10 protein-coding genes are annotated in these 13,593 nt (G+C 64.8%); 4 read left to right on the forward strand and 6 right to left on the reverse strand.

What is annotated here, in order from left to right:
* Positions 1–2: 2 nt before the first annotated feature.
* Positions 3–2,642, reverse strand: coding sequence for a DNA gyrase subunit A (gene gyrA, locus MF6396_RS04100; protein ID WP_054915857.1), 2,640 nt, complete (start codon positions 2,640–2,642; stop codon positions 3–5).
* Positions 2,643–2,899: 257 nt separating this feature from the next.
* Positions 2,900–3,976, reverse strand: coding sequence for an S-methyl-5-thioribose-1-phosphate isomerase (gene mtnA / locus MF6396_RS04105; RefSeq protein WP_078479774.1), 1,077 nt, complete (start codon positions 3,974–3,976; stop codon positions 2,900–2,902).
* 109 nt (positions 3,977–4,085) lie between these two features.
* Between mtnA and MF6396_RS04110 the strand changes: the two genes are divergently transcribed.
* The 4 genes from MF6396_RS04110 (at position 4,086) to MF6396_RS04125 (ending at position 7,705) form a co-directional block, all read left to right on the forward strand.
* Positions 4,086–5,417, forward strand: coding sequence for a TRZ/ATZ family hydrolase (locus tag MF6396_RS04110; protein WP_078479775.1), 1,332 nt, complete (start codon positions 4,086–4,088; stop codon positions 5,415–5,417).
* A 61-nt stretch (positions 5,418–5,478) separates the two neighbouring features.
* Positions 5,479–6,177 carry a bifunctional 2-polyprenyl-6-hydroxyphenol methylase/3-demethylubiquinol 3-O-methyltransferase UbiG gene (gene ubiG / locus MF6396_RS04115; protein ID WP_043862673.1) on the forward strand — a complete coding sequence of 233 codons (699 nt, stop codon included), beginning with the start codon at positions 5,479–5,481 and terminating at the stop codon, positions 6,175–6,177.
* Positions 6,178–6,179: 2 nt separating this feature from the next.
* Positions 6,180–6,851 (forward strand): N-acetylmuramic acid 6-phosphate phosphatase MupP, encoded by a 672-nt coding sequence (gene mupP / locus MF6396_RS04120; RefSeq protein WP_078479776.1) that lies wholly within the window; start codon positions 6,180–6,182, stop codon positions 6,849–6,851.
* Between the two features lie 113 nt (positions 6,852–6,964).
* Complete coding sequence (locus MF6396_RS04125) at positions 6,965–7,705, forward strand: YciK family oxidoreductase (protein ID WP_078479777.1); 741 nt, start codon at positions 6,965–6,967, stop codon at positions 7,703–7,705.
* Positions 7,706–7,708: 3 nt separating this feature from the next.
* Here the strand turns inward: MF6396_RS04125 and MF6396_RS04130 are convergent, their stop codons facing one another.
* The 4 genes from MF6396_RS04130 to MF6396_RS04145 form a co-directional block, all read right to left on the reverse strand.
* Positions 7,709–8,512, reverse strand: coding sequence for a TenA family transcriptional regulator (locus tag MF6396_RS04130; protein WP_054915876.1), 804 nt, complete (start codon positions 8,510–8,512; stop codon positions 7,709–7,711).
* A gap of 38 nt (positions 8,513–8,550) precedes the next feature.
* Positions 8,551–11,010 (reverse strand): EAL domain-containing protein, encoded by a 2,460-nt coding sequence (locus tag MF6396_RS04135; protein ID WP_043862670.1) that lies wholly within the window; start codon positions 11,008–11,010, stop codon positions 8,551–8,553.
* A gap of 122 nt (positions 11,011–11,132) precedes the next feature.
* Positions 11,133–12,965, reverse strand: a complete 1,833-nt coding sequence (locus tag MF6396_RS04140) for an ABC transporter ATP-binding protein (RefSeq protein ID WP_043862669.1) — start codon at positions 12,963–12,965, stop codon at positions 11,133–11,135.
* Entirely contained in the window at positions 12,958–13,590 is a 633-nt protein-coding gene (locus tag MF6396_RS04145; protein WP_043862668.1) for a DsbA family protein, read from the reverse strand. Before MF6396_RS04145 ends, MF6396_RS04140 begins: the two co-directional genes overlap by 8 nt.
* Positions 13,591–13,593 lie beyond the last annotated feature (3 nt).

Here is a 13,593-nt window from a genome sequence, read left to right on the forward strand (position 1 = left end):
ATTTATTCCTGCGGCGTCTCTTCGTCAGCTGCAGCGTCCAGTGGCGACCCTTCGCCGGCGTCCACGTCAGCCTCGGCATCCGCCACGAAGTCTTCGTCGTCTTCCTCGTCGGACGGCTCCTGCACTCGCTCCAGACCCACCAGGGTCTCGTCGCTGGCCAGCTTGATGAGCGTCACGCCCTGGGTATTGCGGCCCAGGCTGGAGACTTCGCCGACACGGGTACGCACCAGGGTGCCCTGGTCGGAAATCAGCATGATCTCCTCGCCTTCCTGCACCTGTACCGCACCGACCAGACGGCCGTTGCGATCGTTGCTGACCATGGCGATGACGCCCTGGCCACCACGCTTGTACTCGGGGAACTCGGCGATGGCGGTACGCTTGCCGAAACCACGCTCGGAAGCGGTGAGGATCTGGCTGCCTTCTTCGGGGATGATCATCGAAATCAGCTTCTGCCCCTCGGCCAGGCGCATGCCGCGCACACCGCGGGCAGTACGCCCCATGGCACGCACGTCGGACTCCTTGAAGCGGGTGACCTTGCCGGCATCGGAGAACAGCATGACCTCGCGCTCACCATCGGTGATGGAGGCGGAAATCAGGATGTCGCCTTCGTCCAGCTCCAGCGCGATCAGGCCGACACTGCGCTGACGACTGAACTGCTCCAGCGGGGTCTTCTTCACGGTGCCGTTGGCGGTGGCCATGAAGATGAAGTGGCCTTCGGTGTATTCCTCCACCGGCAGCATGGTGGTGATGACCTCGCCCTCGCCCAGCGGCAGCAGGTTCACCAGCGGACGGCCACGTGCGGCACGCGACGCCTCGGGGATTTCGTAGGTCTTGAGCCAGTACACCTTGCCCTTGCTGGAGAACAGCAGCAGCGTGGTGTGGCTGTTGGCGACCAGCAGGTGCGAGATGTAGTCCTCGTCCTTGACGCCGGTGGCCGACTTGCCCTTGCCGCCACGGCGCTGGGCCTGGTAGGCCGCCAGCGGCTGGGTCTTGGCGTAGCCGCCGTGGGAGATGGTCACCACGCGGTCTTCTTCCGGGATCATGTCACCCAGGGTCAGGTCCAGGCGGGCATCGAGAATCTCGGTGCGGCGCACGTCGCCATATTCGGCGCGGATCAGCTCCAGCTCTTCGCGGATCACTTCCATCAAGCGCTCGGCGTTGTTCAGGATGCGAATCAGCTCGCCGATCTGCTTGAGAATCTCCTGGTACTCGGCCAGCAGCTTCTCGTGCTCCAGGCCGGTCAGGCGGTGCAGGCGCAGGTCCAGGATGGCCTGGGCCTGTTCGGGCGAAAGGTAGTACTTGCCATCACGCAGGCCGTACTGCTCGTCGAGGGTTTCCGGGCGGCAGGAATCGGCGCCGGCGCGCTCGACCATCACCTGCACGGCGCTGGACTCCCACGGCGTGCCGATCAGCGCTTCCTTGGCCTCGGACGGCGTCGGCGAAGCCTTGATCAGGGCGATGACCGGGTCGATGTTGGACAGTGCGACCGCCTGGCCCTCGAGGATATGACCGCGTTCACGGGCCTTGCGCAGCTCGAACACGGTACGGCGGGTGACCACCTCGCGGCGGTGACGCACGAACGCCTCGAGCAGGTCCTTGAGGTTCAGCACCCGCGGACGGCCGTCGATCAGCGCCACGATGTTGATGCCGAACACGGCCTGCAGCTGGGTCTGGGCATAGAGGTTGTTGAGGATCACCTCCGGCACTTCGCCACGGCGCAGCTCGATGACGATGCGCATGCCGTCCTTGTCGGACTCGTCGCGCAGCTCGGTGATGCCCTCGAGTTTCTTTTCCTTGACCAGCTCGGCGATCTTCTCGATCAGCCGCGCCTTGTTCAGCTGGTACGGCAGCTCGGTGATCACGATCTGCTGGCGGCCACCGACCTTGTCGATGTCCTCGACCGTCGAGCGGGCACGCATGTAGATGCGCCCGCGACCGGTGCGGTAGGCCTCGATGATGCCCTGGCGACCGTTGATGATCGCGGCAGTCGGGAAGTCCGGCCCCGGGATGAACTGCATCAGCTCATCGACCGTGATGTCGGCGTTGTCGATCAGCGCCAGGCAACCGTCGATGACTTCACCGAGGTTGTGCGGCGGAATGTTGGTCGCCATACCCACGGCGATACCGCTGGAGCCGTTGACCAGCAGGTTCGGGATCTTGGTCGGCATGACCGCCGGAATCTGCTCGGTGCCGTCGTAGTTGGGCACCCAGTCGACGGTTTCCTTGTGCAGGTCTGCCAGCAGCTCGTGCGCCAGCTTGGTCATGCGCACTTCGGTGTATCGCATGGCCGCGGCATTGTCGCCGTCCACCGAACCGAAGTTGCCCTGGCCGTCCACCAGCAGGTAGCGCAGCGAGAACGGCTGGGCCATACGGACGATGGTGTCGTAGACCGCGGTATCACCGTGGGGGTGATACTTACCGATCACGTCACCGACCACACGGGCGGATTTCTTGTACGGTTTGTTCCAGTCGTTACCCAGTTCACTCATCGCAAACAGAACGCGGCGATGCACGGGCTTCAAGCCATCACGCGCATCGGGCAGTGCACGCCCGACAATGACGCTCATCGCGTAGTCGAGGTAGGACTGTCTCAGTTCGTCTTCGATATTGACCGGTAGGATTTCTTTGGCCAGTTCGCCCATGAGAAGCCTGATTCCTTTTTCTGGTGAAACCTCGTCACATCCATATGGGACGAACGAAGCTCGCCGCTGCAAGCAGATGACCGGCAGCGACTTACGACAAATCAACGAGTTATGCCATGGATCTGCGCAGTAAAGACCGCCTCGGGAGGCGGTCTTGGAAACCGTCGGATGTTACCACAGTCCCGATAGGCTTGGGAGTATGGCAAACCGCCGCCGGATCTGAGGTCGGCTTGCCGGCAAAGGGCGCGGCGCGGACCTCAATGCAACCGCTTGCGGCACATCAACTGCGCCATCTTGGCCGCGTCCGGACGCTCGACGATGCCCTTTTCGGTCACGATCACGTCGATCAGGTCTGCCGGCGTCACATCGAACACCGGATTGAAGGCCTCTACCCCGGCCCCGACCCGTTCGCCGCCCACCTCCAGCAGCTCGCTGACATCCCGCTCCTCGAGCATCACCTCCTCGCCACTGGCCAGGTTGAGGTCGATGCTCGAACTGGGCGCCACCACCATGAAGCGAACCCCATGGTGCATGGCATTGACCGCCAGCTGGTAGGTGCCGATCTTGCTGACCACGTCGCCATTGGCAGTGATGCGGTCGGCGCCGACGATCACCCAGGTGATGCCCTTGGTCTTCATCAGGTGTGCGGCGGCGGAATCGACGCCAATGGTCACCGGCACCCCTTCGCCGGCAAGCTCCCAGGCGGTCAGCCGCGACCCTTGCAGCCAGGGCCGGGTCTCGGCCACGTACACCCGCTCCACCATGCCTTCCAGGTACGCGGCGCGAATCACCCCCAGCGCAGTGCCGAACCCGCCCGTGGCCAGCGCGCCGGCATTGCAGTGGGTGAGGATGGCCTGCTCGCTGCCCTGATGCCTGCGAATCAGCTCGGCGCCCAGCTGGGCCATGGTCAGGTTGGCTTCACGGTCGCTCTCGTGAATGGCCTCGGCTTCGGCCAGCATGATCGCCAGCACGTCATCCCCGGCCTTGATCCGCAACAGCCGCTCGCGCATGCGGTTCAGTGCCCAGAACAGGTTGACGGCGGTGGGACGGGCTTCGCCCAGCAGCTCGAAGTCCTCTTCCAGAGCCATTTCCCAGTCATCGCCATCCGCCAGGCGCTGGCGCAGCGCCAGCACCAGGCCATAGGCCGCACTGATGCCGATGGCCGGGGCGCCGCGCACCACCATGGTGCGGATGGCCTCGGCCACCCCGACGGCATCGGTATACGCCAGCCAGCGCTGCTCGAACGGCAGCGCACGCTGGTCGAGCAGATACAGGGCACCATCCCGCCAATCGATGGCCGTCACCTTCTCCGCAGCCAACAGTCGATCGCGCATGCCTCACCCCGTCATTCGGACATCAAAAGCGCACGATTATAACGAGCCCCAGCCGCGGACGCTCGGGTATACTTCGCCCCCACCTTCCGCGATACCGGGATTTTCGCACATGCCCAAGCCTGCCCCTCCCCTCGACCTGTTGCTCCTGCCCTCGTGGCTGGTGCCCGTCGAACCGGCCGGGGTGGTTCTCAAGGGCCACGGCATCGGTATCCGCGACGGCCTGATCGCCTTCATCGGCCCGCGCGAAGACGCCCTGCGCCTGCAGGCCACCGAGGTGCGCGAGCTGCCCGGCTGCCTGCTCGCCCCCGGCCTGATCAACGCCCACGGCCACGCCGCGATGACGCTGTTTCGCGGCCTGGCCGACGACTTGCCGCTGATGACCTGGCTGCAGGAGCACATCTGGCCCGCCGAAGCCCGCTGGGTCGATGAAGCCTTCGTGCGTGACGGCACCAACCTGGCCATTGCCGAACAGCTCAAGGGTGGCATCACCTGCTTCTCGGACATGTACTTCTTCCCCAAGATCGCCAGCGAATGCGTGCACGACAGCGGCATGCGCGCGCAGATCGCAGTGCCGTTGCTGGACTTCCCGATTCCCGGCGCCCGCACCTTCGACGAAGGCCTGCACCTGGGCGTGGAGCTGTTCGGCGACCTGCGCCACCATCCGCGCATCACCGTGGCCCTGGGCCCGCACGCACCGTACACGGTCAGCGACGCCAACCTGGAAAAGGTCCGGGTGATCGCCGAAGAGCTGGACGCGCCGGTGCACATGCACCTGCACGAGACCGCCTTCGAGGTGCAGCAGTCCATCGACCAGTGCGGCGAGCGGCCATTGGCGCGCCTGGCACGCATCGGCCTGTTGGGCCCGCGCCTGCAGGCCGTGCACATGACCCAGGTCAGCGACGACGACCTGGCCCTGCTGGTAGAAAGCAACACCAGCGTGGTGCACTGCCCCGAATCCAACCTCAAGCTGGCCAGCGGCTTCTGCCCGGTGGAACGCCTGTGGCAGGCTGGCGTCAACGTAGCCATAGGCACCGATGGCGCCGCCAGCAACAACGACCTCGACCTGCTGGGCGAAACCCGTACAGCGGCCCTGCTGGCCAAGGCCGTGTCAGGTTCGGCCAGCGCCCTGGATGCCCATCGCGCCTTGCGCATGGCAACCCTCAACGGCGCCCGCGCGCTGGGCCTGGAGGCCGTAACCGGCTCACTGGAGCTGGGCAAGGCTGCCGACCTGGTGGCATTCGACCTGTCGGGCCTGGCCCAGCAGCCGATCTACGACCCGGTCTCGCAACTGGTGTATGCCAGCGGGCGGGACTGCGCAAGACATGTCTGGGTGGCCGGCCGGCAACTGCTCGATGAGCGCCGCCTCACCCGGCTCGACGAACAGGCCCTGCATGCCAGCGCCTGCGACTGGGGCCAGCGCATCGGCGGCCTGTACGAATAACCCGTCGGCAGCCACGGCTGCCGACCTGTAGCGAATTATCAAAGTTTCTGAGGACCGTTCCATGAGCAACGTCGACCACGCCGAAATCGCCAAATTCGAAGCCCTGGCCCACCGCTGGTGGGACCGCGAGAGCGAATTCAAGCCACTGCACGACATCAATCCGCTGCGGGTCAACTGGGTCGACGAGCGGGTCAAGCTGGCCGGCAAGAAAGTGCTCGACGTCGGTTGTGGCGGCGGCATTCTCAGCGAGGCCATGGCCCTGCGGGGTGCCACCGTCACCGGCATCGACATGGGTGAAGCGCCGCTGGCCGTCGCCCGCCTGCACCAGCTGGAGTCCGGCGTCGAGGTGGAATACCGGCAGATCACCGCCGAAGCCCTGGCCGAGGAAATGCCCGAGCAGTTCGACGTGGTCACCTGCCTGGAGATGCTCGAGCACGTACCCGACCCCTCCTCGGTGATCCGCGCCTGCTACCGCATGGTCAAGCCCGGCGGCCAGGTATTCTTCTCCACCATCAACCGCAACCCCAAGGCCTACCTGTTCGCCATCATCGGTGCGGAATACATCATGAAGCTGCTGCCGCGCGGCACCCATGACTTCAAGAAATTCATCCGACCGTCCGAACTGGGCGCCTGGAGCCGCGAAGCGGGCCTGAGCGTCAAGGACATCATCGGCCTGACCTACAACCCGCTGACCAAGCACTACAAACTGGCCAGCGACGTGGACGTCAACTACATGATCCAGACCCTGCGCGAGGAATGAGCATGCGTTTGCGAGCAGTACTTTTCGACATGGACGGCACCCTGCTCGACACGGCGCCGGATTTCATCGCCATCTGCCAGGCCATGCTGGCCGACCGCAGCCTGCCGGCAATCGACGACGAACGGATTCGCGAAGTGATTTCCGGTGGCGCCCGAGCCATGGTCGCCGCCGCGTTCGCGATGAGCCCCGAAGCCCCCGAGTTCGAGGCGCTGCGCCTGGAATTCCTCGAGCGCTACCAGAAGGATTGCGCGGTGCACAGCAAGCTGTTCGACGGCATGGCCGAGCTGCTGGCCGACATCGAAAACGGCAACCTGCTGTGGGGCGTGGTCACCAACAAGCCGGTACGCTTCGCCGAGCCGATCATGCAGCAGCTGGGCCTGGCCGAGCGATCTTCGTTGCTGATCTGTCCGGATCACGTGAAGAACAGCAAGCCCGACCCCGAGCCGCTGATCCTGGCCTGCAAGACCCTGAACCTGGACCCGGCCAGCGTACTGTTCGTGGGTGACGACCTGCGCGACATCGAGTCGGGCCGCGACGCCGGCACCCGCACCGCAGCGGTGCGCTACGGCTATATTCATCCAGAGGACAACCCCAACAACTGGGGCGCGGACGTGGTGGTCGATCATCCGCTGGACCTGCGCAAGGTGCTCGACAGCGCCCTGTGCGGCTGCTGATCGCCGACACCCGCCAAAAGCTTCGCCGGCACGGCCGGCTCCTGCAACACCGCATCGATTTGTAGGAGCCGGCCGTGCCGGCGAATGCCTCACCACGATCTCGAGGGAATCCCATGTTCGACTACACCGCCCGCCCCGGCCTGCTCAACGGCCGGGTCATCCTGGTCACCGGCGCCGGTCGCGGCATCGGCGCCGCTGCTGCCAAGGCCTACGCCGCCCATGGCGCCACGGTACTGCTGCTGGGCAAGACCGAAGCCAACCTCAACGAGGTGCACGACCAGATCACCGCAGCCGGCCATCCGGCACCGGTGGTCGTGCCCTTCAACCTCGAAACCGCCCTGCCCCATCAGTACGATGAGCTGGCAGTGATGGTGGAAAACGAATTCGGTCGTCTCGACGGGCTGCTGCACAACGCCTCCATCATCGGCCCGCGTACCCCGCTGGAGCAGTTGTCGGGCGAGAACTTCATGCGCGTCATGCACATCAACGTCAACGCCATGTTCATGCTCACCAGCACCCTGCTGCCGCTGCTCAAGCTGTCTGAGGATGCCTCGGTGGTGTTCACCTCCAGCAGCGTCGGGCGCAAGGGCCGGGCCTACTGGGGTGCCTATGGCGTATCGAAATTCGCCACCGAAGGCCTGATGCAGACCCTCGCCGACGAGCTGGAGAACGTTGCTCCCGTGCGCGCCAACAGCGTCAACCCGGGCGCCACACGCACCAGCATGCGCGCCCAGGCCTACCCTGCCGAGGCACCGGAGAACAACCCGCTGCCCGAGCAGATCATGCCGGTCTACCTCTACCTGATGGGCCCGGACAGCAAGGGCATCAGCGGCCAGGCGCTCAACGCACAGTAGCCCTCAGGCGCCGACCAGGGCCGAGCGCGACCGGGCAGTGGAGCCCGGCTCGGCCTGTGGGGACTGCTCCAGCTGCAGACAGCGCTCCAGAAACAGGTACATGTAGTCGTAGCTCTTGCAGATCGCACGACGCAGCTGGGTCTGCAGCGCCTGTGGTGGGTTGTTGCCCGCCAGCGTGCAGATGATCTCCAACGCCTCCCAAGGGTGCTCGTCGTCATACTGCGCGTGCATCCTCAGCCATTTCATGGCGCGCTTGCGCCCGCTTTCGGGAAAGCCGTTGGCGTAGGTATCCGTCGAACACACCAGCGCCGACCATTCCCCCACCGCGCCTTCGATCGCATAGTTGGTCGCGGCCATGGCCACGATCAGCGAATCGGCCGCACAGGTATGCCAGCACCAGTCACTCAGCGCCTGCAACTCGGTCGGCACGTTCTGCTCGTTCAGATCGTCCAGGCTGACCCCGTGCGCCTGGGCCCAGTGCACCCAGTAGTCGGCATGGTTGAGCTCGACACGGATATTGCGCATCAGCCAGCGGCGCGCCATGTCTTCCCCCGGGTGGCGGGCAAAACTGGTCTTGGCCAGGTTCTGCGCCATGTACACCGAAAACTGTTCGACTACCGGCCAGCCGCCGATCAGATACTGGCGCAGGGTGCGCTGGCTCAGCTTGCCGTCGCGCAGGCGGTGATAGATTTCATGCTCTACCACCCGCTGCTTGCTCGCACTGCAATCCTCGATCAGTTTCTGAGCCCAGAGTGGATAACTTTGCGCGTCCATCAATGGACCCACTCGCTCAAATGCATCAATCACGGTCATATCCCTACATCCTTGTGATTTGAAGTGAACGCTCAGCGAAACGTCCCCGGCGTCCTGAACAGCAAGGGTCGCGAACGGATACGCCGGCGTTGCAAGCTTTCACAGGTGAACACCTGCGGCCGCTCGATCAGGTAGCCCTGGGCGTAATCGACACCAATTTCATGCAGCGCCTGCTCGATCAGGGGCGTCTCGACAAACTCGGCAATGGTGCGCTTGCCCATGACGTGGCCAATATGGTTGATCACTTCGACCATAGCCCGGTTAATCGGATCGTCAAGCATGTCCTTGACGAAACTCCCGTCGATTTTCAGGAAGTCCACGGGCAGGTGTTTGAGGTAGGCAAACGACGACATCCCGGCGCAGAAGTCGTCCAGAGAAAAGTGGCAACCCAGCCCTTTCAATTCGTTGATGAAACGGATGGCGCTGCCCAGGTTGGCAATCGCACTGGTTTCGGTGATCTCGAAACAGATCATTTCAGGCGGTATGGCGTACTCGACGAACTGGCGCTGCAGATAATCCAGAAACTTGTCATCGCCGATGCTGCTGCCCGACAGGTTGATGGCGCACATTGCCAATGGCCCCTTTCGCCCCTCGTCCAGCGCCTGGCGAATCACCTTGAACACTCTGTTCACCACCCAGCGATCCAGGGCCGTCATGAGCCCATAGCGTTCGGCGGCCGGGATGAAGCTGTCGGGCAGGATGATGCGCCCGCTCTCATCATGCAGGCGCAGCAGTATTTCCAGATGACCGGCATCCGACTCACCGGCCGCCAGTGGTGCGATTTCCTGGGCATACAGGCAGAAGCGGTCTTCCTCCAGGGCGATGTGCAGGCGCTGGATCCAGGCCATCTCGCCAAAGCGCATGGACAGCTCGGTGTCGTCGGGGTGGTACACCTGCACCCGGTTGCGCCCCTTCTCCTTGGCCATGTAGCACGCCATGTCGGCCGCACGCAGCGAGGCCTCCAGCGTATGGGGTGCCAGTTGCAGGTGGACCAGCCCCACGCTCACGGTGGTCATGAACGGGCGCCCCTTCCACACGAAGTGCAGGCTCTGCACGGTCTGGCGCAGATTCTCGGCAATGCGCTCGGCCTGCTCGGGCAGGCAGTTCTCCAGCAGGATACCGAACTCGTCGCCGCCCAGGCGCGCCAGCGTATCGCCCTCGCGAACGCCCGCCTGCAGCACCGCGCAAATGTGACGAAGCAATTCGTCGCCCGCCGCATGGCCACAGGTGTCGTTGACCAGCTTGAACTGATCCAGGTCCAGAAACAGCAGGGTGTGGCGCGCCGCCTGGCGGCCCAGGTCGCCCAGCGCCAGCTCCAGCCGGTATTCGAATTCGCGCCGGTTGGCCAGCCCGGTGAGGGCATCATGGGTGGCCTGCCACGACAGGTTGGCGATGTACTGGCGCTCCTGGGTCATGTCGTGCAGCACCAGCACGATGCCACTGACCTGACCGTCACTGATGATCGGCGAGCCCACCAGGGCCACCGACACCGTGCTGCCGTCCAGCCGCTGGATCAGCTTGGCGTGCTCGCTGCCGCCCTTGAGGGTACCGCTCAGAATGCGCTCGGTAAGGGACAGGCTGTCTTTTTCGGCGTTGTCGTCCAGCAGGCTGAACAGCGCCGCCAGCGGCAGGCCCTGGGCCTGTCCGGCGCTCCAGTGGGTCAACTGCTCGGCGGCAGGGTTCATGTAGGCGATACAGCCCTCGACATCGGTGGTGATCACCCCATCGCCAATCGACTGCAAGGTGATCTGCGCCCGATCCTTCTCCACCTGCAGGGCACTGGCAAAGGCCTGACGCTGCGCCAATAGCTTGTGCGTGCGCAGGCAGGCCAGCGCAATCAGAAACAGTGCCGTGGCCAGGTTGACCACCAGCAGCAGGCGCAACAGCATGCGCGATCCTTCGCCCAGGGCATCGCTGAACGCCATGGCGGCGGGGGTTACCGCCTCGTTGATCGCGGCGATCTCACCCTTCCAGGCTGCAACCCGCTGCGCAGTGACATTCCCGGTGACGATACCCTGGTGGATCCGGTTGGCCAGCGCATCCAGCTGCTGCAGGTAGTCGTCCCCCACCGACCAGCGTTCGATGGCGCGTTCCATGTAGCTGACATGGCGGAAATTCAGGTAGAGCCAGATGACGCTGTCGATGTCATCCGGGTGGTTGCCGCCCCTGAGGATGCCCTGGCGCGCAGCGGCCAGGTCCAGGGGCTTGGCGTCCAGCGCGGTGCGCAGCTGGTGCCCACCCTGGGGGATGGCGATGGCCTGCCGGTACTTCTGGTAGGCCGCCTCGTCCCGGCTGTCGGTATACAGGCTCAGAAAGTAGATGGCGTCCTTCTGCCCCTTGGACCACAGGCTCTCGCCCGCCACATAACCGCGCACGGCCGACAAGGCATAGAGGCTGATGCCCCCCAGCAAGGCCTGGAACAGTACGACCGCCACAAAAGGCCAGATGATGCCCAACAACCTGGGCGCTTCGAGAGTCCGTTTCTGCTTCATGAGGTCCCTTGCAGCAATGCGCAGCCCGATGAGTCTCATCCTGCACAGACACAGCCTAGGCCATTTGCCACCTGTCATCAGGCCCTTTTTCACCTGTACAACAGTTGTACAGTAGAAGGCCCTCAGCTCTGTTGCAAATGCCCATAGAGCTTGGCGTACAACCCGCCCTCGGCGATCAGCTGCTGGTGACCGCCATCCTCGGCGACATGCCCGCCGTCGAACACCAGCACGCGGTCGGCCTGCTTCACTGCCGACAGGCGGTGAGCGATGATCAGGGTGGTACGGGCGCTGAGGAAGCGGCTCAGCGCCTGGTGCAGGTTGTACTCGGTGGCCGCGTCCAGCGCCGAGGTGGCCTCATCGAGAATGACGACCTTGGGCTCGGCCAGCACCATGCGCGCTATCGCCAGACGCTGGCGCTGCCCGCCGGACAGACGCACGCCCGAACGTCCCACCACACTGTCCAGGCCCTGCGGCAGCGCGGCGATGGTGGCGTCGAGCTGGGCAATGCGCAGCGCCTGCCAGCAGGCCTCATCGGTACTCTCGCGGCCCATGGTCAGGTTGGCGCGCACGGTGTCGTTGAACAGCGACGGGTGCTGCAACACCACCGCCACATGCTCGCGCAGGGTTTCCAGGCCGATCTCCTGCAAGGTCGAACCGCCGAAGCGGATGCTGCCGGCCTGGGCGCTGTACAGGCCCAGCAACAGCTGCACCAGGGTGCTCTTGCCGCCGCCGCTGGCGCCGACGATGGCCACCTTCTCGCCGGGTGCGATGGACAGGTTCAACTGGTCCAGCACCGGCTCCTCGCCATAGCCGAAACGCAGCCCGCGCACCTCGATGCCCACGGTGGTCTGCCCCGCGAAAGGGTCGATGCCGCCGGGATACTGCGGCTCGTCGCTGCGCGCCAGCAGCTCGTTGATCCGGCTCAGCGCACCACCTGCCGCGTAGTAGGCGTACTGCAGGTTGAGCAACTGCTCCACCGGGCCGATCATGAACCACAGGTAGCTGAACACCGCCAGCATCTGGCCGATGCTGAGGTCGGAAAACAGCACCGTGAGCATGGCCGCTGCGCGAAAGATGTCGATGCCGAACTGGAACAGCAAGCCACTGGCGCGGCTGCTGGCATCGCTCTTCCATTGCGAGGACACCGCATAGTTGCGCACCTCCTGGGCACGCATGCCCAGGCGCCCGAGAAAGTAGCCCTGGCGGTTGCCGGCACGGATTTCCTGGATCGCATCCAGGGTTTCGGTCAGTGCCTGGGTGAAGCGCGAGGTGCTGTCGTTCTCGAGTTTCTTCAGGTGCTTGACCCGCTTGCCCAACTGCACCGTGGCAAAGATCACCAGCGGGTTGAACAGCAGGATCAACAGCGCCAGCTGCCAGTGCATCCACAACAGGATCGCCGAGGTGCCGGCCAGCGTGAGCATGGCCACCAGAAAGCGGCTGAGGGTTTCACCGACGAACTTGTCCACGGTGTCCAGATCGGTGACCAGGTGCGTGGTCACCGTACCGCTGCCCAGGCTCTCGTACTCGCTCAGGGAGATGCGCTTGAGCCGCTCGATCAGGCGGATGCGCAGCCGGTAGACGATGTCCTTGGCCAGCCCGGCGAACAGCTTGGCCTGCACCACGTTGAAGGCCAGTGCCGCACAGCGCAGCGTCAGGGTGAAAACCAGCATCAGGCCGATGTAGCCGGCCGCCACCTGCCAGCTGGCGGGCAGCAGGTTGTTCATCCACTTGAGCGCCGCATCGCCGTGCCCCAGCAGCACTTCGTCGACCAGCAACGGCAGCAGCAGCGGAATCGGCACACTGCACAGAGCCGCCAGCACGGCCACGCCGTTGGCAGTCCACAGGGCTTTCTTGTGGTGTTGCGCCAGGCGCCGGATCTCGGCCCAGCTCAAGCGATCGACAGGTGCCGGCGTCGGCCCGGGCACCGGGTCGGGGGAGCCAGGCAGGTCAAGCATTGACCGCATGCTCCAGCCAGCGCCCCAGCAGCGGCTGCAGCGCCCCCAGGGCCTGGTAGCCGTTGGTCAGCAGGGCCAGTTGGCCATTGCGCTCGGCGAGCAGGGTCGGGAAGCCCGCGATGCCCAGGTCCTGCACCCAGGTGAAGTCGGCGGCGGTGGCGCTGCGGGTGTCGCCGCTGCTGAAGGCCTCGGCGAAGGCGGCGCGGTCGAAACCGGCCTGCTCGGCCAGCTCCACCAGCTTGACCGGCAGGGTCACGTCTTCGCTGCGCTGGTAGAACGCCTGCTGGATCATCCCCAGCAGCGTCCAGGCCCGCTGCGGGTCGAGGCTGCGTGCAGCCACCAGCGCGCGGCAGGCAGGTTCGGTGTCGTAGACAAAGCCTTCGGGCATCGCGCCCTCGAGCTGGAACGGCTGGCCGGTGGCCTGGTTGACCGCCTGCCAGTGTTCAAGAATGTAGCGCCGGGTGGAGGCATCCAGCGCACTGCTGCCCGAGCGCAGGCCGCCGGGCACCAGGTGGGTGTCCACGCCGGCCTCGCGCGCCTGCCGTATCAGGGCCTCGGCCACGGGTGCGAAACCCCAGCACCAGGAGCACATCGGGTCCATTACATACAGCAGGCGAGCGGTCATCCA

Source organism: Pseudomonas sp. MF6396 (genome assembly GCF_002018915.1).
GTDB lineage: Bacteria > Pseudomonadota > Gammaproteobacteria > Pseudomonadales > Pseudomonadaceae > Aquipseudomonas > Aquipseudomonas palmensis.